This is a genomic window from Clostridium sp. CMCC3677, from assembly GCF_023845585.1.
Taxonomy (GTDB): domain Bacteria; phylum Bacillota; class Clostridia; order Clostridiales; family Clostridiaceae; genus Clostridium; species Clostridium aquiflavi.
In genome coordinates this window covers 72,003-93,566 of the sequence record NZ_JAMQHS010000008.1, presented here as the reverse complement: position 1 = coordinate 93,566, position 21,564 = coordinate 72,003, and the positions used below count along the sequence as shown (strand labels likewise).

Below are 21,564 nucleotides of genomic sequence, written 5' to 3'. Positions count from 1 at the left end.
TAAAACCTCATATAGATTAATCTACTATTTTAATTTTTCCCATAATTTTCGTGCTACTTTTCTTGATTTTTTTAATGTTTCTTTTTCATCTAATGTCATAATTTTTCTATTTTGCATTATAACTTTTCCATTAATTATTGTTGTATCCACACATCTTCCACTCATACCAAACATTATATGACCATTTAAATTATTTTCATTCATAGGTGTCAATGGATTATAATCAACAATTATTAAATCAGCATATGCTCCTTCTTTTAATATTCCAAGTGGTTTTTTAAAATACTTAGATGCTATATTTCTATTGTTTTCAAATAGCATTTTATTAGTTTCTACAAACCCTACATTAGAATCACTTAAATTGTGTTTATGAATTATATTTTCAACCTTCATTGATTCAAACATATCTGATGTATATCCATCAGTGCCAAGACCAACTACTACTTCATTTTTCATCATTTCTATTACCGGGGCACACCCAACAGCATTTCCCATATTTGATTCTGGATTATTAACTACATTAGTATTAGTTTCTTTTAAAATATCAATTTCCCTTTTATTTATGTGAATGCAATGAGCACATATTGTTTTTTCTCCCAATATTCCAAAATCATTTAATCTCTCTATTACTCTCTTGCTGCTGCTTTTTAAACAATGATTTAAATCATCGATTCCTTCTGCTGCATGAATATGATATCCTATATCAAGGCCTTCCAAACTATTAACACATTTTTTTAAACTATCATCACTAAGAGTAAATGAAGCGTGCATTCCAAACATGCCTTTTACCATATCATCTTCTCTTTCATTTGATGCCTTAATAAAGTTAACGTTTTCTTCTATACCTTCATTTAGAATTTTCTCTCCATCTCTATCGGAAACTTCATAAGCATAAACCCCTCTAATACCTAAATGAGTAGCTGCATCTGCTATAGTAAATAAACTTCTACTTGCTGACATAGGACTAGCATGATGATCAAATACAGTTGTAACACCATCTTTAACACACTCAATTAAAGTTGTATAAGCACTATATTTAACATCTTCTAATGTTAACTTCTTATCTATTTTCCACCAAACATTTTCAAGAATATCAACAAGACTTTTTGATAGCGGATTATTTAATGTTAGTCCCCTTGCAAATGCGCTATATATATGATGATGAGTATTTATTAATCCTGGCATTATAACTTTTTCCTCTGCATCTATAAACTCATAATATTTATATTTTGCTTTTAGCTCATCTGTATTACCAACTTCTAGTATCATATTGTCTTTTATTGCAATACAACCATCTTCTAAATAGGGTTCTTTATTATCTTGAGTTATTACCCTTCCATTCCCAACTAATAGCATTGTGCCACCCTCTTTAACTTAATTTTTTATTTATTATATTGGCCTCTCCAAACTATCTCTTTATACTTATCTGGATCTGTATCTCCCTCTGTACTAAATAATAATACTTTTGAATTTTCATCTAATTCTAATGATTCTTTTAAATCTTTATATTTATCATTTTTCATTATTTCATAAAGTAATCCTGAAGTAACAGCACCTGATTCACCTGAAATAACCTTTTTATCTCCTCTTAATGAATTACCAAGTATTCTCATACCATTTGCTGCAACATAATCTGGTGATGAAACAAATGTGTCAGAGTACTCTTTTAAAACTTTCCAACCAATTGTATTTGCTTCTCCACAAGCTAATCCAGCCATTATTGTTTGCATTTCTCCGCCTACAGCTATTAAATTTCCATCATTAGCTTTTGCTGATTTGTATAAGCAATCTGCTAAGTTTGATTCTACTATTACTGTTTTAGGACAGTTCCCCTTAAATACAGAAGCAAAGAATCCTTGTATTGCACCTGCTAAAGAACCTACACCAGCTTGTATAAATATATGAGTTGGTCTTTCAACTCCATATTCAGTTAATTGATTTAATGCTTCAAGTCCCATAGTTCCATATCCTTGCATTATCCAAGCTGGAATTTCTTCGTAGCCTTCCCATGCAGTATCTTGTATAACTACTCCATTATTTTCATCTGCATATTTAGCTGCAAGTCTTACTGCATCATCATAATTCATATCAGTTATAGAAGCTTCTGCTCCTTCTTTTCTTATATTTTCTAATCTTGTTTTTGATGATCCTTTTGGCATATAAACTACTGATTTTTGTTTTAACTTATTGGCAGTCCAAGCTACTCCTCTTCCATGATTTCCATCTGTAGCTGTTACAAATGTAATTTCTCCAAGTTCTTCTCTAAGCTCTGGTGAAATTAACTTTTCATAAGGTAATTCAGATATATCTCTATTTAATTTTTGTGCCATGTATTTTGCCATGGCAAAAGAACCACCTAACACTTTAAATGCATTTAATCCAAATCTATATGATTCGTCTTTTATATAAATACCACCTAATCCTATATCCTTACTTAAATTTTCTAAACTAACTAATGGTGTTTCCTTATATTGAGGAAAACTTTTATGAAAATCTCTAGCTTTACTTATCTCATCTTTATTTAAGAAATCTAGTAAATTTTCATTATTAGTTTTAGGTAGTTGATTTTTTTTCCACTCTATATTTTCCATTATTTACCCCTCCAGTTAATGTTTATTTAAAGCCTACTAATACTTTATTCTAGTACCAGTCTTTCCAGTTATACCATCCTTTGCTTTTTCAAGAAGAGTAATCAAAGAATATCTACCTTCTTTTGATGAGGCAAACTCTATTCCAGCTTCTACCTTTGGTTTCATTGAACCTGGTGCAAAATGACCTTCTTCTAAATACTTTTTCATATCAGTTACATTAACATCAGCTAACCATTGTTCATTTTCTTTACCAAAATTTATAGCAACTTTTTCAACAGCAGTTAAAATAATTAAACAGTCTGCATCAAGCTCTTTGGCAAGTGTACAGCTTGCAAAATCTTTATCAATTACAGCTCCTACACCTTTTAAGTGATTTCCTTCTTTTATAACAGGAATTCCACCTCCACCACAAGCAATTACAACTTGGCCATCTTTAATTAAACTCTTTATTGTTCCTATTTCCACAATACTAACTGGTTTTGGCGATGCTACTATTCTTCTATAACCTCTACCAGAATCCTCGATGACATTATCTCCATTTTTAATAGCAATATCAGCTTCTTCCTTTGTCATGAAACTTCCTATTGGCTTAGTTGGATTTTTAAAAGCCTTATCCTTTGATTCTACTTCAACTTGTGTAATAATAGTTGAGACATTCTTATTTATATTTCTATTTAATAATTCTTCTTTAATTTGATTTTGCAAATCATATCCTATATATCCTTGACTCATAGCAACACAAACTGACATAGGACAAATAGAATATTTAGGATCTAATTTATGAAGTTCACTCATAGCTACATTTATCATTCCAACTTGTGGACCATTTCCATGAGAAATAACAACTTCATTTCCATCTTCAATTAAATCAACGATTGCTTTGGCAGTAGTTTTTATAGCAGTCATCTGTTCTTTTAAAGTGTTACCTAATGCATTTCCGCCTAATGCAATTACAATCTTCTTTTTCATATTTCTCACCTCAACATCTATGTTTTAAAGCAAAGTGGCTATGCCACCTTTTTAGTTGAGAGTGGAAAGATGAGAGTTGATAGTTTTGGTTGAAAGTATAAAAACTTTCTAAAATAATATATTTTAAAATTCCATGCTGGAATTTTTCCTTCACTCTCCACTTTCCACTCTCAATTCTCAACTAAATATAATTCTATTCAAAATGACGTGGTTTATCTTTTTCAACTAATTTAGCTAAAGTTTCTTGAGGATTTTTAACCTTACTTAGGAAAATCATAGCAGCTATAATATATGGCTTAAAGCTTGCTTCTTTATATAATGATTTTCTATATCTATCAAATACACTAGCATCAACTTCACCAACTTCACAGCTTACGCCTGTAATATCTGCTGGTAAACAATGCATGTAGATAGCCTTGCCATCTTTAGTAAGCTTCATTAATTCCTCAGTACATTGCCAATCAATATGATCTGCATTTTGTTTTAATAATTCTTTTTCTAGTTCATCAATACCAGCTTGATCTCCTTTTGCATATAAATCTGTTCTTTTTTCCATTGCAATATAAGGGGCCCAGCTCTTTGGATATACTATATCAGCATCTTTAAATGCTTCTTCCATAGAATTTGTTTTTGTAAATGATCCACCTGATTCTTTTGCATTTTTCTTTGCAACTTCTTCAACTTCCCCCATAACTTCATAACCTTCTGGGTGAGCTAATACTACATCCATTCCAAATCTAGTTAATAATCCAATAATACCTTGTGGAACTGAAAGTGGCTTACCATATGATGGTGAATAAGCCCAAGTCATAGCAACTTTTTTACCTTTTAAATTTTCAACACCACCAAGTTCGTTTATTAAATGAAGTGTATCTGCCATTGCTTGTGTTGGATGGTCTATATCACATTGTAAGTTAACAAGTGTTGGTCTTTGTTCTAATGTTCCATTTTCATTACCTTCTTTAACATATTCTGAAACATTTTGCATATAAGTATGACCTTTTCCTATAAACATATCATCACGAATACCAATAACATCTGCCATAAATGAAATCATGTTAGCAGTTTCTTTTACTGTTTCTCCATGTGCCACTTGTGATTTACCTTCATCTAAATCTTGTACTTCAAGACCTAAAAGATTACATGCAGATGCAAAACTAAATCTTGTTCTTGTTGAATTATCCCTAAATAATGAAATTCCAAGTCCACTATCAAATATCTTTGGAGATACATTATTTTCTCTTAACTTTCTTAAAGCTTCTGCTACTGTAAAAACAGCTTCAAGCTCATCATTAGACTTCTCCCAAGTTAGCATGAAATCATTCTCATGCATATTCTCAAAATTTAATTTATTTAATTTATCAATATATTTATCCATTATACTCATTGTAAATCCTCCAATATTTCTTCTTTATTTTTTATTAAAACTTGTGTTTCTAATAGTGTTGATATTGTAGTATAATATCAGCATTTACTTAAAACATAGCTTTATTTATCTTTACAATAGATTGTTGGTACTGCAGCATATACAGCAGCACATCTTACTAAATCAGCTTTCCAAGTCTTTTCATTTGGAGCATGTGCTTCTTCTTCTTTACCTGGTCCAAATCCTATACATGGAATTCCATATCTACCCATTATTGATACTCCATTAGTTGAGAATGTCCATTTATCAACTAGTGGTTTTCCATACATGCCTTCATAAGCTTCAACCATTGCTTTAGTTGCTGGTGCATCTTCTGGTATTACCCAAGTTGGGAAATAACAATCTGTTGGATATACAAGATTTGTCCAACTTGGTCTTTCATATTTATACATAGTTACTTTTGCATTATATTTTTTAGCAAATGGAAGATTTCTTACTTCTTCTAATGCTGATTCAAAAGTTTCTCCATCAGTTAATCTACGATCTAAAGAAATTGCACACATATCTGCTACTGCACAACGAGATGGTGAATTATAGAACACTTCTGAAACGGTTACAGTTCCTTTGCCTAAGAATTCATCATAGTGTAAATTATCATTTAATACTCTAACCTCTTGTAATATATCCGCCATTTTATAAATTGCGTTATCTCCACGTTCTGGAGCAGAACCATGACAAGATACGCCCTTAACTTCAACTCTTATTTCCATACGACCACGTTGACCTCTATAAATATTTCCATTAGTTGGTTCAGTTATTACAACAAATTCTGGTTTTACCTTATCTTCATTGTGGATATATTGCCAACATAATCCATCACAATCTTCTTCTTGTACTGTACCAGTTACTAACACTGTGTACTTATCAGATAAAAGATCTAGATCTTTCATTATTTTAGCTCCATAAGTTGCAGAAACTATTCCTCCTAATTGGTCAGACGCTCCACGTCCACCTATTTCTTCATCTGTTTCATATCCTTTATAAGGATCAAATGTCCAGTTGCTCATCTCACCTATTCCAACTGTATCAATATGTGCATCATAGGCAATTAAAGTTTTACCAGTTCCCATATATCCTAAAACATTTCCCATTTTATCGATTTCAACTTTATTAAAACCAAGTTTTTTCATTTCTTGTGATATTCTTTTTATCACTAGCTCTTCATTAGCACTTTCTCCTGGGATAGCAATTAAATCCCTTAAAAACTTTGTCATGTCTGCTTCATAAGCCTTTGCTCTTACCTTAATGTTTTTAAAATCCATAGTTATTCCCCCGCCTTTTTATGAAAATATTATTTTATATCATTGGTTTGATGATTTTATTTATATATCACCACTAACTATTACTTTAGCAATTACCTTGCCAAAACTGAGAAGTATTTTTTTCATTTTTTATGAAAAATCCCCCCTATACCTTGCTTAACAGCATTATTTTAATCACTTATTTTATTTTTAAAGTAAGTAATTATCATTTTGATAATTATTTTTATCAAAATAATAAGGAACATAAAAAAATAACAGACCAATATACCTATATATTGTATCTGTTAAATTCTGTAATATGCCTGATTTTAAGCTTATTTTAGTTAGCTAAAGTTAACATAATAAAATATAATTTATCATAATGATAATTTGTATTTTATTCTTCTATTTTTCTATAAAGAGTAGCTATTCCTATACCTAATTTTTTTGCCACTTTCATTTTACTTTTCGTTGAATTTCCATACTTTGCTAAAGCTTTTTTAATATATATCTTTTCTATTTCCTTTAATGTCATTATGTCATCATCTATACATATTTCATCATTTCTATTTTTAAGTTCCTCATTATAACTTTGTACAAATGATGTTGGCAACATAGATTTTTCAAGTATCCCATTTTCACCTGATAAGCTAACCATAAATTCTACTATATTTTCTAATTCTCTTATATTTCCTGGCCAACTATAATCCTTAAATATTTTAATTAATTCCCTGTCTATAGTATGTATATACTTATTACATCTTGCATTATACTTTTCTACTAACATTTTAGTTATTAATACAACATCATCTTCCCTATCCCTTAAGCTTGGAACTTCAATAGGAATTATATTTAATCTATAATATAAATCTGCTCTAAATTTACCTTCATCAACTAGTTTTTTTAAGTTCTTATTTGTAGCTGCTATTACTCTTATATTTAAATTTATCAACTTATTTGAACCTATTTTTACAATGGTTTTTTCTTGTAATACTCTTAAAATTTTTACTTGAAGATATAACGGCATATCACCTATTTCATCTAAAAAAATCACCCCATTATTAGCAAGTTCAAATTTTCCTATTCTTCCCCCAGAACTTGCTCCTGAAAATGCACCTTTAACATATCCAAAAAGTTCACTTTCTAATAAATTTTCTGGAATAGCTCCACAGTTTATAGCTATAAATGGCATATTTTTTCTATTACCTTCGGAATGTACTGCTCTAGCTACTAACTCTTTTCCTGTGCCACTTTCTCCTGTAATTAAGATTGTAGCATCAGTATATGAGACTTTTTTTATTTTCTTTTTAAGTTCTACTATATTATCTGCTTGTCCAATTATTGAATCACAGTTAATACTATTATTTTTTAACTCTTCTTCAATAGTAATTAGTTCTTTAAAAATAATTATTTTGTTACAATCTTTATTATTGATATAGTTTTCTACTACCTTTCCTATAATTTTAAATTTTTCATTCTCAATATTGAAATTATAAATACCTCCTTTTGGAGTATATTCATCTGTTTCTTCTATAGTAACTTTTTTACCTACAATACTTGGCTTAACTTTTAATAACTTTAATGCATTATTATTGGCTGTTATAATTTCATTTTTTATATCTACAGTTATAATTCCATCATCTATAGAATTTACTATTTCTTTGAAAAATTTAATACTGTTCTCATTTTCGAATATTTGATTTTGTTCTATTACTTTAATTGAAATAAATTCAGCTATTTGTTCTAAAAACTTAATCATAATAGCTAAATTGCTTTTCAATTTATCCTTTTGACCTTCATTAGAACATACTAAACCTATTACTCCAAATGTAGTTTCTTCATATTTAATAGGTACACATATTTCCATAAATTCATTGCAGTTTCCTCTTTTTTTACATTCATCACATAATTTATCTTTTCCTGGATTTTCTATAACTAATGTTTTTCCTGTATCTAAAGCCTTCTTATATACATAACCTTGATCTTTTATGTTTTCTCCAATTCTTTTTTCATATATTCCTGTTGCAGCAACTCTTACTAATTTATCATCAACTATCTCCACATCTATTGTTAACAAATTTGATAATAATATAGAATATTTATTTATTATTTCTTTTATATTAACTAAAGTTATTTTCATTTTATAACCCACCTATATCTATTAATATTTATTTAAATTTTCTTACTTTTCTTTCAATTTTACCACCTTACCATTATACCATATAGTTACTTCACTTCTAAGTATAACCATATATTTTCCTGCATTTATTATAGTATTCATTTTATTCTAGTATATTGATAGAATAAAGTTGTTGTATAATGCTTTGTTAATATAATTTTATGTGCAATAAAAAGAGCTAATGGATTTGAAATATTATTCCTTAAGTCCATTAGCTCATTATCACTATTCCTATATTTTGTTATTTATTAATACTCATTACGTATGTCTCATGTATTTTTAAGGTTAACTTCAAAGCTTTTGCTATTAATGTAGTTATAACTAAAATTACCTTTTATTTTTAACTACAACACAGTTCCTTCCCATTCTTTTTGCCTCATATAAGTTCTTATCTACAAGAGGCATGATATCTTCTGACTTTTCTGTTGCTGCACCACCAATACTTAATGTAATCTCAACTTTACCATCAGCACATTTCATATGATCCGTTACAATATGAATTGATTCAGCAAGTGAAATCATTTGTTCTAAAGTTTTCTTCTTACTAATAATACAAAATTCATCACCGCCATATCTAAAAAGTGTTGAATTACTATCTAATAATTCCATTATTATTTCAGCAATTTCTTTTATTACTTTATCTCCAATTTCATGTCCATTACCATCATTTATCTGTTTAAAATAATCAATATCATACATAAGTATTCCAAAGGATACATTTTCCCTTTGAATTTTTCTATATACCTTATTAAAATATCTACGATTATATGACTTAGATAATTCATCTATGACACTGGATTTTTCATTGTATCTAACCATACATACTAAAATTATTATTATTATTACAACAATACACGATGCAGTAATAATTATCTTATATAAATCATTCATTTTATATTTCTGAATTAAAAGTGTAATATTAGTTTCATTTGAATTATACATATGAGCTCCAGTTTGAATATTTCTTAATTGATATTCTTGAGGATACAATCTGATTAGTTTTAATGTGTAATTAGAAATAGTTTTTTCTATTTCTATAGGTAAATCAAACCTATTTTCTTCATCAATCATAGTAGTAATATCAATAAGAAAATTTAATAATATACTATTTTGATTGTATATTAATGCATATGTAAATATCTCATCCATATAATGAGTAAGACCATCATAGTCTTGGGTTAAAAGTCCTACTTTTGCTTGCATTTCTAGATAAGGAAATAGTATTCCTGATACCCATAGTATTCTTGATGGATATGTTTCATAACTGTGTATATATTCTCTAATTTCATTTAAATTCTTCTTACATTCATCATATTTTTTTTCATTTAATAAAATTCTAGCTAAAACTATTTTTCGCCTTTGTTCCATAGATTCATATTCTATTTTATTTTCGCTATCATGCTCTAAAGCTTTATTATAATATTCCATTGCTAATTCCGAACGATTAGTTCTTGCATAGATCATAGCTAATGTTGTATAACAATATTCATAAAAAAACTCTTCCATTTCACATCTGCTTGCATAATTTAATGCTCTATCTAAGCAAGATTCAGCTATATCATATGTATAAAAGTCAATGTATATCTGTGAAATATCAGCATAAGACCACGCTGCAATATCCCACTGTTTTGATAACCCTGATTCTATTTGTGTTTTTACAAAATTATCTATAGCATCATCTAAATTTTCCCAATCAAATAAATCTAATATATATAATTTAGTTAAATTGAGATGGAATTTAGCTATGTTTCTTCTATCTAAATTAGGATTTTTACTTATAAACTCCTGCATATCTAAAATTTCTTTTTTATTATCATTATCATCTACAACAAAAGATTCTATCAATTGATTTAAGTCATCTGAATTTTTGTTCTGTTCATGTTTATTAAAAAAGTACAATGTCCCTACTATGTTTATTCCTACTATTATTGCTACTATAATAATTATATATTGTTTTTTTAATTGTTTCATATATTTACCTTATTCTTTTACTCTATTTTTAAGTTTAATTTTCACTTTTTAAATTAACAGTAATAAATATTTTACTAAATAAGAAACGGTACCATTAGAAGCTGGAAGTCAATTGGCTACCAGCTTTTTTCTACAAAGTTTAGTAAATCATTATCTACAAACTAAAAAAATCATACTACATTTTTATATGCAGTATGACTATTATTAGTATAACATAAAATTTGGTTTTTCACGATAAATATGGATTTAATGAAAACTTTCCTGTTTATTTCACTTCTTGTATTATTTTTTTTACTATTGGAATTACATAACCACTTCCACCTTTGCCTTTTACATCTTCTACAAATGTAGTTACTAAAATGTTATTATCTTTATTTGTTGTGGTTGCTACTACCCATCCTATCTCAGTACCTGTTTTATCATCTTGAGCTAACTTTATCTCAGCAGTACCTGTTTTAGCTGCAATATTAATTCCTTGTTCCGCCAGTGCATGTGCAGTCCCGCTCAATTTACTTACTACACTTTCTAAATCATTTAATATAATTCTAGCGGTTTCATTTGCAATAACATTATCTTTCCAAATGCTTTTCTCAGGACTTTCTTTATATTCTAAATAAGGTTTTAAAATATCTCCCTCATTAGTAAACATTGTATACATCATAGAAAGTTGTAATGGATTCATTAAAATATCACCTTGTCCATATCCACTATCAGCAAGTAATATTTCATTGTTAATTCCATCTTTCGATGAAAATTGAGAAACTGAAACACCATATTCAAATGGAATTTTTTCACCTATTCCAAATTCCTTTAGCTTTTTCTCAAAATTTTCTGCACCTATATCTAATGCAACTCTTGCAAAATATATATTATCAGAAAATATTAATGCATTCTCTAAATTAGCAGGTAATTCATAAGCATGAACCCTTGTTACCTTATATCCACCCCATGAGTCATCTTTTTGCCACTTTAGTCCTACTATTCCTTTATCCTCATTAGGATCAAGTACTTTTTCTTCTATGCCTATAGCTGCTGTAATAGGTTTAAATGCTGATCCTGGAGTTATATTACTTTGAAATCTATTGTATAATGGCTTACTTTCATTAGTATTTAGATCATTCCATTTCTCAGTTGACAGCCCAAGAACAAAATCATTTGGATTATATGCTGGTGTACTTACAAGAGCTAAAACCTCACCGGTATTAGGATTTATACTTACTGTAGCTCCTTTGTTATCTTCTAAAGCGTCATACGCGATTTCTTGAATATTACTGTCTATAGTTAATTTTATATCCTCTCCATTTTTAATTTCCCTATTATAAATTACTTTAATCTCATTTGAATTTTTATCAACTATATTTATTTTTATTCCATCAATGCCTCTTAATCTATCCTCATATATTGCTTCTAGCCCAGCCTTCCCTATTACTGATGAATCAGAATAATTCTTATCACTATTTTTTTCTAAATCTTCTGCTGTAACATTTTGAATATATCCAATTAAATGTGCTGCTTTAGCTTCTAATGGATAAATCCTTGAAGGCTTGTCTTTTATGACTACACCTGGAATTTTTGATGCTTTATTAACTATATCATTACTATAAGAAACAACTTTAATTGGTACAAACATATTTGGTTTAACATATGACTGACTTAATTGTTTCTCTATGTACTCACTAGATATTTCTAACGTCTTTGCTATCTCATTTATGGCTTCTTTTTGATTTTCTCCAAGCTTTTCAATAACAATTCCTATTTCAGCTACATCATCATCAGTGGCAAGTCTAATATTATTTCTATCTAAAATATCGCCTCGTCTAGACTCTGTTATTTGAACTTTAACTTTGTAGTCATTATTAAGTTCAGGAAAAATTAAATTTGAAGACCAATTTACTTTAATCTCATCATGAACTCTATTTATATCCATTGTATTATTAAAATTTAGATTTCCTGCAATAGTGTTCATATTACATTGAAATGTTGCTAAGATATCACTACCATCTACTTTCACTTTTGTACTATCTATTGTTATATTTTTGGCTCCTATTCCTTCATAAATATTTTTATTTCTTTCTATGAATTCATCTTTAGATATTTCATTTTTACTTTCATCAGATAACTTATCATACATTAAATCATACTTTTTCTCATTTAATAATTGAAAATATTCCTGTACTAAGTTTTCACTTTGTTTTACATTTATACTATTTGCTTTCATAGATGCAAATATAAATGCTGCTACTACTAGAATTCCTATAATTGTTAATGAAAAAATAAATAGTCTTTTTATTTTTTTCTCCAATAAAAACTCCCCTTTTATATTTAGTATGTTAAATAAAATCCAAACAAAATTACGTATTAAATTAATAACATTATATAATAAAGCTATTAATTAGAAAATATAAAAAAGCTTAAACATTCTCTAATATGTTTAAGCTCTATACAATCAGTAAAAAAAATGATGCTATGTTAATTGTTAATATAAAAAAGAACCTTGATTTCTCAAGATTCTTATAACTAACCCTTTACTACTATTAACATCATTTTAAATTTTTCAGTTGCTTCTAATGCATGAGGAATGTTAGCAGGCATAACTATAAAGTTTCCTTCTGTAACAATTACCGGCTCATTCTCTCCAATTGTTATAGTAACTTCACCTATTGCATATACCAACACACATTTAAAACAGAGCTTTTTATTAAATAATTTATTGTTTTCTGTTTATAAATTAGTCTTCAATTTCCATCCAACAGATTGTTCACGCCTGTTTATAAAGTCAGCATAAATACCTTTTTGTTTAATTAATTTGTTATGCTTACCTTTTTGAACAATTTTTCCTTTATCTAAAACAATGATTTGATCTGCATTTCTTACAGTTTTTAATCTATGTGCTATCATAATTATTGTTTTATCCTTAGTAAGTTCTTCAATAGCAGCTTGAAGTCTATATTCATTCTCTGGATCTACATTAGCAGTAGCTTCATCAAAAATTACAATAGGTGCATTTTTTAACATAGCTCTAGCAATAGATATTCTTTGTTTTTCACCCCCTGAAAGTGAAGCTCCGCCTTCCCCTATTAATGTATTGTATCCTTCCGGAAGTTCTGATATAAATTCATCACAGCAAGCTCTTTTAGCTGCATATACTACTTCTTCATGTGTTGCATTAGGTTTTCCAAACTTAATATTATTTTCAATGGTATCTTCAAAAAGATATACATTTTGGAATACCATACTTATATTAACCATTAAACTGTCTAGAGAATAATCTCTGACATTATTTCCACCAATAGAAACTGTCCCACTATTTACATCCCAGAATCTAGCTATTAAGTTACATAAAGTAGTTTTTCCTGAACCTGATGGTCCTATAATAGCAGTCATAGTTTTTTCATTTATCTTTAAATTTACATTTTCAAGTACAAGATGCTTATCATAAGCAAAACTTACATTATTAAATTCAATATCATAGTTTTTAGGTTTAATATATCTTCTTCCTTCATACATTACAGGTACATTTTCTATTTCTTTTGCTCTATCAATAGATGTTTCTGTCAAATGAAGAATAGCGGTACCATGACCTGCTGATTCTAATTGTGAAAATATAATAAAAGATACTATTAACATCATAAAACAATTAACTAACGTCATTGAATTATTTAAGTAGAAAATAATTGATAATAATATTATTAACATACTAAATAATTTTAATAAAAGTTGTTGTAAAGGCAAATATGGTATTATTGCTTTTTCTAACCCTAGATTCTTTTTACAGCTTTCTTCTATCGATTTATCTACCTTCTTATCTAATTTCTTATCTAAATTAAAAGCTTTTACTACACTCATTCCATGAATTGTTTCTAATACACACTCAACTAAATACTCCTGTGCCTTTTGACGTTTAGGTGAATGAATCCTAGTTTTCTTTTCCAATAAAGATGTACTTAAAAGAAAAACTATAATTCCTCCTACTACAATAAGTCCTATTCTCCAATCAAATAAAAAAACAAATAAAGCAAATACTATTGCATTTATAAATCCACCTAAAGTTTGTACTAAAACTCTTGGTGCACAACTTTCAACATCTGTTAAAACAGTAGTAGCTACACCAGTAATATTTCCTAAACTATTTTTATTAAAATACCCCATTGGTACAACTTTTAATTTATTACCAATATGAATTCTTTCATTTGCTACCATAAAATATCCTGCATGAGTTCTTTGTAATATTGAAAAATAACTTGTAATTATCTGTCCTACAACACTTAGTAACATAAATCCAAAAGCTAGCCACGCATTAATATATTGATTATCATTATCAACTAATGCCTTTAAAATAAAATAAAGTGCATTAATTTGTAGTGCTCCAAAAATCGCAAAAAAGAAAGAAACTATATTAGATTTTTTAATTTGAGATTTTTCATTTCCTGCAAATTGCCATATCTTTTTAAAAACATTAATCATCTATGCCACCATCCTTTACACCAATATGTGCTTGCCACATATTTTGATACAATTTAGAAGTTTTAAGTAATTCTTCATGTGTAGCCTTTCCACAAATATTCCCGTTTTCCATCACTATAATTTGATCTGAATCTGTAATTGTAGATAAGCGGTGAGCTATTACAATTAAAGTTTTTCCAACTACAAGTTTTGAAACTGATTTTTGTATTAACGCTTCATTTTCTGGATCTGTATAAGCAGTAGCTTCATCTAAAATAACAATAGGTGCATCTTTAAGCATAGCACGAGCAATTGCAATTCTCTGTCTCTCTCCTCCTGAAAGATGTCCACCAGAACCTCCAACTAAAGTGTCATACCCATTTTCTAATCCACGTATAAATTCATCACAACCTGCATTTTTTGCAGCTTTTTCAATTTCATAGTCTGTAGCCGTTGGGCGTCCCATTCTTATATTTTCCCTAATCGTATCATTAAATAAATAATTATCTTGTGCTACATAAGCAATTTTATCTGCTAATTGAGACTGTGGTATGCTTTTTATATTAAAACCACCAATACTTACTTCTCCTTCAGAAACATCCCAAAATCCAGCAATAAGCTTAGCAATAGTTGATTTTCCACTGCCAGATGGTCCTACAAGAGCTGTTACTGTTCCCGGCTTTATAACAATATTGATATTCTTTACTGCTGCATCTTTACTATCTTCATGATAACAAAAAGTTACATTCTTTAATTTTATTGTTGAATCATTAAGATTAACTGGTAAACTTGGACGAATTAATTCCTCTCCTGACAAAATTGATTCCACTTGATTTATAACTGTACCTACTGTAGCAAGATTATCTATAAAATTAGTAGCTGCAATAAGTGGACCTGCTATGCTCAAAGATAAAATAATAATAGTTATAAAATCTACAGAAGAAAGACTTCCATTATTATAAAAAATAAATCCTATTGGTAATACTGTTAAAAGAGTAGCTGGACATATTGTGGTATATGCTGACATCTCTAACTGACAGCTTTTCATCCAATTATAAAAATATGAAGCATTATTCTTTACTGCATTAGTATACTTTTCATAAGAATTTGCACTTTGATTAAAAGCTTTAATAACTTCAATACCATTTACATATTCTACTACAGCATTATTCATTTTTTTAGCTGTTTCTACTGACTCTGCATATTTAACTGGATAAGTTTTCATCATACTCATCATACACAGTATCCCAATTGGTAACGTAATTAATGAAACAAGAGCCATACGCCAATCTAAAATAAAAAGATAAATAACTATTAAGAGTGGAACAAGTATATTTGAAGTCATTTCTGGCAATAAATGTGCTAAGGTAGTTTCTAATCCCTCAACTCTATCAACAATAATACTTTTAAATTCTCCTGAAGGAGTATCTAATAAATTTCCCATAGGCATTCTAGATAACTTTGATATAAGCTGTTTTCTAATTTTCATTAAAGTAATAAAAGTAGCTCTATGTGAAATACTAGTTGATATACTTGAAAAAATAATCTTTCCTATATAACCTAGCGTTGCAATTCCACACCACTTTAAATAAAACGATAATTCTTTTCCTCCATTAAGCAATTCTATAATCATTTGTATTACAGCAAAATATGGTACAAATCCACTTGCAACACCAATAACAGCAAATATGATAGACTCAACATATTTTGTTTGCTCCGATCCTGCAAATTTTTTAAGAGAACTAAATGTAGTATCCTTCTGCTTTTTTTTCATAAAATCTATACCTCCATTTTTTATTTACTACTTAAAAATATCCTTCCAACCAACTTCAAAAAATCTTTTTAACTGGTTTACATATTTATGTGCACTCTCTCTTGTCATCTTATGTACAACTATTTCGAATATACCAGTATAAAAGGAGCTACTTAACATATGCATAAGTTCTGGTGTTATTCTTTCAGATGAAAGTGCGTCACTTCCTATAGCTTTAATAAATTTTATAGTATATTCCATCTCTATTTCTACTAAATCATGGACAAACATTGAGTATCCTGTTCCTTCTGAGCAACTAATCAATAACGTAAATATATCAAAATTATCATATATATAATCCACAAAATCTTCTATTTTATCTTTAGAATAATTAAATACTTCCTCTTTCTGGATATCATTTGGAAGTTTATGAAAATTTTCTTGTGATAACCAGAACCACTGTTTCAAATATTCAACTACTGGTACAACAATAGCATTAAATAAACCTTTCTTATCTGAAAATCTAGTATATATTGATCCAGTGCTTGTCTTTGCATTTTGAGCAATAGTACGTAAAGAAGCATCTTTAAAACCTTTTTCTAAAAACTCGACTTTAGCACATTCAAGTACTTTTTCATATACACCTTCAATCTGTTTAGCCATATATATCCTCCTAAGCCTATATATTCATAACACTGTTTTAAATATACCTAAATTGATAATAATTGTCAATATCATTTTAAAATTTCATTCCTTATTTTGAATATAATTACTAAATAACAAAGCCTTATTTAATATGTAATAATACGTAAAAAACCCACAAGCAAAGCCTGTGAGCCATAAAATCAAATCCTTATTATACTTTAGTCAAACCTTTTTTATAAAAAGCAAAGATTTATTCTTTCGTTACATTTATATGCCTTCTAATTACTTCTAATATAAAAATAAGGATATAGATTTATTCTACATCCTTTTTATAAATCACTTTTCCAACTCTATTAATATGATCTATTAAATCATCATGATTTAAATGAGTATAATCTAATATATCAAAAAAGTATGGCATTGGACTTTCATCTTCTAATAATGAATGAAGTTGTGATAATGTATCAAATGTAATTTTTTCTCCTATAATAGCTAAGTCTACATCAGATCCTGGTTTATAATTTCCCTTTGCTCTAGATCCAAATATAATGGCTTCTTCTATTTCCTGAAAATTACTTATCTTTTCTATTATATATTTTAAATCAAATTCTTTTAATCCAAACTCCATAGTTATTCCTCTAATCTTTTTAATAATTCTTTGATTTCAGGATAATATTGTTTTTTTATTAATTCTTCTGCTTGCTCTGCCACAGACTCATCATAAGTATGCGCCATTAAATTTCTCTTTTATAAAAGTAGGTATTGTAAGATTATCTTACAATACCTAAAACAATTTTCATTACAATGAACATCTTTCTCCCACAAGCTACAAAATGCGGGCTTTCTCGTTAAGTTAAGATGTCTAGGCAAGTTCCAATTCACTAAGCGTTCAATGACAACTTCACAACTGTCTCTGCGTGAGGTGTGTTTGGGAACATATCTTTCACTTGTGTTTGGATTATTTTATAACCTCTTTCAATTAATACTTTAAGGTCTGTTACTAAAGTCTTTGGATTACATGAAACATATATTATTTCTGGTGCATTAAATTTAATTACGTAATCTAAAGCTTTAGGATGGACTCCACTTCTTGGCGGATCTAATATTATTATATCTGGCTTATCTTTTACTGTTTTTATTATTTCCGCTACATCTCCTGCCAAGAATTCGCAGTTATTTAATCCATTTAATTTAGCATTTTCTTTTGCTGCCTCAACAGCTTCTTCTATAAGTTCTATTCCTACAACTTTTTTAGCGTTAGGAGCAACTATTTGACCTATTGTTCCTGTTCCACAGTAAAGATCAAATACAACTTTATTTTCTGAACTTCCCATAAAGTCTCTAACTAATGAATAAAGGCTTTCTGCACCTTTTGTGTTAGTTTGAAAGAATGAGAATGGTGAAATTTTAAAATTAAGTCCTAATAATTTTTCTTGTATATAATCTCTTCCATATAATACATTTACCTTTTCTGGTATTACTGCATCTGAGAATGAATTATTTTCAGTGTGAAGTATTGATACTAATGTACCCTTATAATCTTGAGATTTTAATAATTCAACATATTCACTTAAATCAAAATCTATTTGAGTAGTTGTAACAAGATTTACTAATATTTCACCTGTATTTTGAGCTTTTCTTATTACAAGATGTCTTAAATATCCTTCTCTTTTCATAACTCTATAATATGGTAAGTCTTGTTTTCCGAAATAATCTGCAGTTAATCTTATTATTCTTCTATAGTCTTCATCAACTATCTTACAATGATCAACTGTCATTATTCCAAAAGATTTACCTCTCATATGCATTCCAATTGAAAGATCTCCGCCTTTTTCTTCATCACCAAATGTGAATTCCATCTTATTTCTATATTCCCATTGCTCTGAACTTCCAAGTACCCCTAAAAACTCTCCAGTAGTTACATCAGCTTCTTTAAATAAATCTTTTATTTCATCTTCTAAAACTTGTAACTGCTTTTCATAAGATAATGTTTGAGATGAGCATCCTCCACAAAATCCAAAATGAGGACATATTGCATCTATTTCATAATCTGCTCTTTCCTCTACACCTGTTAATTTTAATTCAGCGTATTCTTTTCTGTTCTTTTTAACCCTACCAGTTACTACTTGACCTGGATATGTATTTTTAACATATACTGGCTTATCTTCTAAATATCCTATTCCTGTCGATGGGAATTGTGTTTTTTCAATTTTAACTTTTACTTCGCTTCCTCTTTTCATAAACGTTCTCCTATAATTACTTTATATTAATAATTCTTTTTCCTATGCTTTTGCTTGATTTAGTTTTTTCCATTAACGGCATATATAATACATTTACTATAAAATAGAACATAATTAAAATTCCTAATGGCATAGATACCTTATATCCTATAAATTTTATTATAAAATCAAATATAATTAATGATACTCCTGAAAGTGCCATTGTAACTAATTGGTCTATAACACTGGCAAATATTTTTTTTAATAATGATGGTTTTTCTTTATTATCATTACTATTATTTTCATTTGTCTCTCCCATTAATAATTCTTTTGTTTCATTGTTAGTTTCTTCTTTTGCTTTTGTGTCGTTCAATATAGCATCTTCTTTTTCATTAATATTATTTTCTTCTTTACTCAAGGTATTTTCCCCCTTATTAATTATATTAATTATTATTTTCTAAAGTTGGATTTGGATCTTTAAAATTATAAGTTTTTGTGCTTAATTTATATACTATATAATTTTTATTAAATCTTATTTCTTCCTTTAATCCATCTATTGAATTTTCTATAATGCCTTCTCCCTTTTCACTCTTTAACCCGTCTATTATCTGTTTATTTATTTCTGAATAATTTCTACTACTTTGTCCTGTAAATGCAGCTATGTATTTATTGAAAGATGTATTTCCTAAATCAAAGTTTCCTGATTTTATTGCTTCTGCACTGTCAAAGTTTAAACTTAATTTTAATTCTATTTCCCCTGATGATAAATCTTCTCCAAATACCTTCATTCCAAAGTACATGCTTTCTATTTTATTAGGATCTGGTTTTTCATTATCGAAATATATTGAATTAACACTTATAGTGTTTCCATCATTTTCTTTTACTACATCTTCCTTAGAGTATTTCATTCCAAGTTCTTCTGTTACTTTTTCCATTTTAGATAAATAATCTTTAAAATATCCTTTTGTTTTTTCTAAACTATAATCTTCTGCCCACGATCCTTGTAAATTTTCATCTGAATTTTTTGCTTCAGTTACAGCTTTAGCATTATTATTGTCTTCTGCTTTATTACTATCTATACCAATACATCCAATTAATGATGTTGTAATTATTAAACTCATTAGTATAGCACAAATTCTTTTGGACATTAAAAATCCCCCTAGTTTTTATTTTTAATTATATTTATATAAATTTATATTATATTCTTAGATTAATACTACTTATTAGAATACCACAATACAATAAATTATTGTATCATTATTATATTTCAAATATGTGTCAATAGCAAAAATATTATTTAATCTATGTTTTAAGCGTTAAACTTCTATTTGATCTTTTAGTTTTTCAAAACTTTTTTCACCAATTCCATCAATATTTTTAATATCTTCTACTGAATTAAATGCTCCTATATTTTCTCTATATTCTATTATTCTTTTTGCTTTTGCTTCACCTATTCCATTAATATTTTTTAATTCTTCAAGTTGTGCACAATTTATATTTATTTTTCCACTGTTATTAGATGTACTCATATTACTTTGTGAATAACTTATGTTGTCTTTTACTTCATTTTTATTATGTATATATATTAATTCATGATTTTTAAGTTTTTGAGCTCTATTTATATTAGATATATCTGCCTCTTCTGTTAATCCACCAGCTATTTCAATAACATCTTTAACTATGCTCTCATCATTCAATTCATATACATCAGGGCTTTTTACTTCACCTTTTATTTCAACTACTATATTTTTATCTTTTAACTTTTCTATTTTTTCATCTTCATGACTATTTTGATTTTCTTCTTCAACAAAAATTGAAGTATTATCGTTTTTTACTAATTTGTTTTTTCCACTTTTAATATATGTAAATAAACATGCTATGAGTATTATAACTAAAATTGCTATTATTCCAATTTTTTTATTAGCTTTATTAATCAATTTGAAAACCTCCTTTAGTTCTTAATATTTCTTAAACTAATATTTACATTTTAGTATAATAATAAGTTTGTTCTTAAATTTATCAACAGAATTTCATCCATTTATTTTAATTATATACATTAAAATACAATTTTATTATCAAAATTCATATTTTTATAGCATAATATATTTTTCTTTGGTAAAATAAAAC

General features: G+C 28.0%; 18 protein-coding genes. All 18 read right to left on the bottom strand.

Annotation, left to right across the window (positions count from 1 at the left end):
- Window positions 1–24: 24 nt before the first annotated feature.
- The 18 genes from ssnA to NG901_RS11170 all read right to left on the bottom strand — a co-directional run bounded on the left by ssnA (window position 25) and on the right by NG901_RS11170 (window position 21,374).
- Complete coding sequence (gene ssnA, locus NG901_RS11255; RefSeq protein WP_252214589.1) at window positions 25–1,356, bottom strand: putative aminohydrolase SsnA; 1,332 nt, start codon at window positions 1,354–1,356, stop codon at window positions 25–27.
- Between the two features lie 26 nt (window positions 1,357–1,382).
- The gene (dpaL, locus tag NG901_RS11250) at window positions 1,383–2,591 is read right to left on the bottom strand and encodes a diaminopropionate ammonia-lyase (protein WP_252214588.1); all 1,209 of its coding nucleotides are present in this window, start codon (window positions 2,589–2,591) and stop codon (window positions 1,383–1,385) included.
- A 36-nt stretch (window positions 2,592–2,627) separates the two neighbouring features.
- On the bottom strand, window positions 2,628–3,560 hold the full coding sequence (gene arcC / locus NG901_RS11245; RefSeq protein ID WP_252214587.1) for a carbamate kinase: 933 nt from the start codon (window positions 3,558–3,560) through the stop codon (window positions 2,628–2,630).
- Between the two features lie 193 nt (window positions 3,561–3,753).
- Window positions 3,754–4,947: a knotted carbamoyltransferase YgeW gene (gene ygeW / locus NG901_RS11240; RefSeq protein WP_252214585.1), complete on the bottom strand. Its 1,194-nt coding sequence runs from the start codon at window positions 4,945–4,947 to the stop codon at window positions 3,754–3,756.
- A gap of 101 nt (window positions 4,948–5,048) precedes the next feature.
- Complete coding sequence (locus NG901_RS11235) at window positions 5,049–6,248, bottom strand: YgeY family selenium metabolism-linked hydrolase (RefSeq protein ID WP_252214582.1); 1,200 nt, start codon at window positions 6,246–6,248, stop codon at window positions 5,049–5,051.
- A 376-nt stretch (window positions 6,249–6,624) separates the two neighbouring features.
- A complete protein-coding gene (locus tag NG901_RS11230; protein ID WP_252214579.1) occupies window positions 6,625–8,367 on the bottom strand; it encodes a sigma-54-dependent Fis family transcriptional regulator in 1,743 nt (580 codons plus the stop codon).
- 366 nt (window positions 8,368–8,733) lie between these two features.
- Entirely contained in the window at window positions 8,734–10,377 is a 1,644-nt protein-coding gene (locus NG901_RS11225; protein WP_252214576.1) for a tetratricopeptide repeat-containing diguanylate cyclase, read from the bottom strand.
- Between the two features lie 265 nt (window positions 10,378–10,642).
- Entirely contained in the window at window positions 10,643–12,679 is a 2,037-nt protein-coding gene (locus NG901_RS11220) for a penicillin-binding transpeptidase domain-containing protein (RefSeq protein WP_252214573.1), read from the bottom strand.
- A 215-nt stretch (window positions 12,680–12,894) separates the two neighbouring features.
- Window positions 12,895–13,053 (bottom strand): cupin domain-containing protein, encoded by a 159-nt coding sequence (locus NG901_RS11215; protein WP_252214570.1) that lies wholly within the window; start codon window positions 13,051–13,053, stop codon window positions 12,895–12,897.
- A 45-nt stretch (window positions 13,054–13,098) separates the two neighbouring features.
- The gene (locus tag NG901_RS11210; RefSeq protein WP_252214567.1) at window positions 13,099–14,841 is read right to left on the bottom strand and encodes an ABC transporter ATP-binding protein; all 1,743 of its coding nucleotides are present in this window, start codon (window positions 14,839–14,841) and stop codon (window positions 13,099–13,101) included.
- The gene (locus NG901_RS11205; protein ID WP_252214563.1) at window positions 14,834–16,594 is read right to left on the bottom strand and encodes an ABC transporter ATP-binding protein; all 1,761 of its coding nucleotides are present in this window, start codon (window positions 16,592–16,594) and stop codon (window positions 14,834–14,836) included. The genes NG901_RS11210 and NG901_RS11205 overlap by 8 nt, the downstream gene beginning before the upstream one ends.
- Window positions 16,595–16,621: 27 nt before the next feature.
- Window positions 16,622–17,236, bottom strand: coding sequence for a TetR/AcrR family transcriptional regulator (locus tag NG901_RS11200; RefSeq protein ID WP_252214561.1), 615 nt, complete (start codon window positions 17,234–17,236; stop codon window positions 16,622–16,624).
- 295 nt (window positions 17,237–17,531) lie between these two features.
- Entirely contained in the window at window positions 17,532–17,846 is a 315-nt protein-coding gene (locus NG901_RS11195) for a nucleotidyltransferase domain-containing protein (protein ID WP_252214558.1), read from the bottom strand.
- A 2-nt stretch (window positions 17,847–17,848) separates the two neighbouring features.
- Entirely contained in the window at window positions 17,849–17,953 is a 105-nt protein-coding gene (locus NG901_RS11190; RefSeq protein ID WP_252214555.1) for a nucleotidyltransferase substrate binding protein, read from the bottom strand.
- 146 nt (window positions 17,954–18,099) lie between these two features.
- Window positions 18,100–19,458: a 23S rRNA (uracil(1939)-C(5))-methyltransferase RlmD gene (gene rlmD / locus NG901_RS11185; protein ID WP_252214552.1), complete on the bottom strand. Its 1,359-nt coding sequence runs from the start codon at window positions 19,456–19,458 to the stop codon at window positions 18,100–18,102.
- Between the two features lie 16 nt (window positions 19,459–19,474).
- Complete coding sequence (locus tag NG901_RS11180) at window positions 19,475–19,855, bottom strand: RDD family protein (RefSeq protein WP_252214548.1); 381 nt, start codon at window positions 19,853–19,855, stop codon at window positions 19,475–19,477.
- Window positions 19,856–19,880: 25 nt separating this feature from the next.
- Window positions 19,881–20,585 carry a hypothetical protein gene (locus NG901_RS11175; protein ID WP_252214545.1) on the bottom strand — a complete coding sequence of 235 codons (705 nt, stop codon included), beginning with the start codon at window positions 20,583–20,585 and terminating at the stop codon, window positions 19,881–19,883.
- A 168-nt stretch (window positions 20,586–20,753) separates the two neighbouring features.
- Complete coding sequence (locus NG901_RS11170) at window positions 20,754–21,374, bottom strand: helix-hairpin-helix domain-containing protein (protein ID WP_252214542.1); 621 nt, start codon at window positions 21,372–21,374, stop codon at window positions 20,754–20,756.
- Window positions 21,375–21,564: the final 190 nt, after the last annotated feature.

Bases quoted from the DNA above. Each gene is read 5' to 3' on its own strand.
- ygeW (WP_252214585.1), bottom strand. From the start codon at position 4,947: ATGAGTATAATGGATAAATATATTGATAAATTAAATAAATTAAATTTT.
- NG901_RS11210 (WP_252214567.1), bottom strand. From the start codon at position 14,841: ATGATTAATGTTTTTAAAAAGATATGGCAATTTGCAGGAAATGAAAAA.
- rlmD (WP_252214552.1), bottom strand. From the start codon at position 19,458: ATGAAAAGAGGAAGCGAAGTAAAAGTTAAAATTGAAAAAACACAATTC.
- NG901_RS11225 (WP_252214576.1), bottom strand. From the start codon at position 10,377: ATGAAACAATTAAAAAAACAATATATAATTATTATAGTAGCAATAATA.
- NG901_RS11205 (WP_252214563.1), bottom strand. From the start codon at position 16,594: ATGAAAAAAAAGCAGAAGGATACTACATTTAGTTCTCTTAAAAAATTT.
- ssnA (WP_252214589.1), bottom strand. From the start codon at position 1,356: ATGCTATTAGTTGGGAATGGAAGGGTAATAACTCAAGATAATAAAGAA.
- dpaL (WP_252214588.1), bottom strand. From the start codon at position 2,591: ATGGAAAATATAGAGTGGAAAAAAAATCAACTACCTAAAACTAATAAT.
- NG901_RS11190 (WP_252214555.1), bottom strand. From the start codon at position 17,953: ATGGCGCATACTTATGATGAGTCTGTGGCAGAGCAAGCAGAAGAATTA.
- NG901_RS11175 (WP_252214545.1), bottom strand. From the start codon at position 20,585: ATGTCCAAAAGAATTTGTGCTATACTAATGAGTTTAATAATTACAACA.
- NG901_RS11235 (WP_252214582.1), bottom strand. From the start codon at position 6,248: ATGGATTTTAAAAACATTAAGGTAAGAGCAAAGGCTTATGAAGCAGAC.
- NG901_RS11195 (WP_252214558.1), bottom strand. From the start codon at position 17,846: ATGGAGTTTGGATTAAAAGAATTTGATTTAAAATATATAATAGAAAAG.
- NG901_RS11230 (WP_252214579.1), bottom strand. From the start codon at position 8,367: ATGAAAATAACTTTAGTTAATATAAAAGAAATAATAAATAAATATTCT.
- arcC (WP_252214587.1), bottom strand. From the start codon at position 3,560: ATGAAAAAGAAGATTGTAATTGCATTAGGCGGAAATGCATTAGGTAAC.
- NG901_RS11200 (WP_252214561.1), bottom strand. From the start codon at position 17,236: ATGGCTAAACAGATTGAAGGTGTATATGAAAAAGTACTTGAATGTGCT.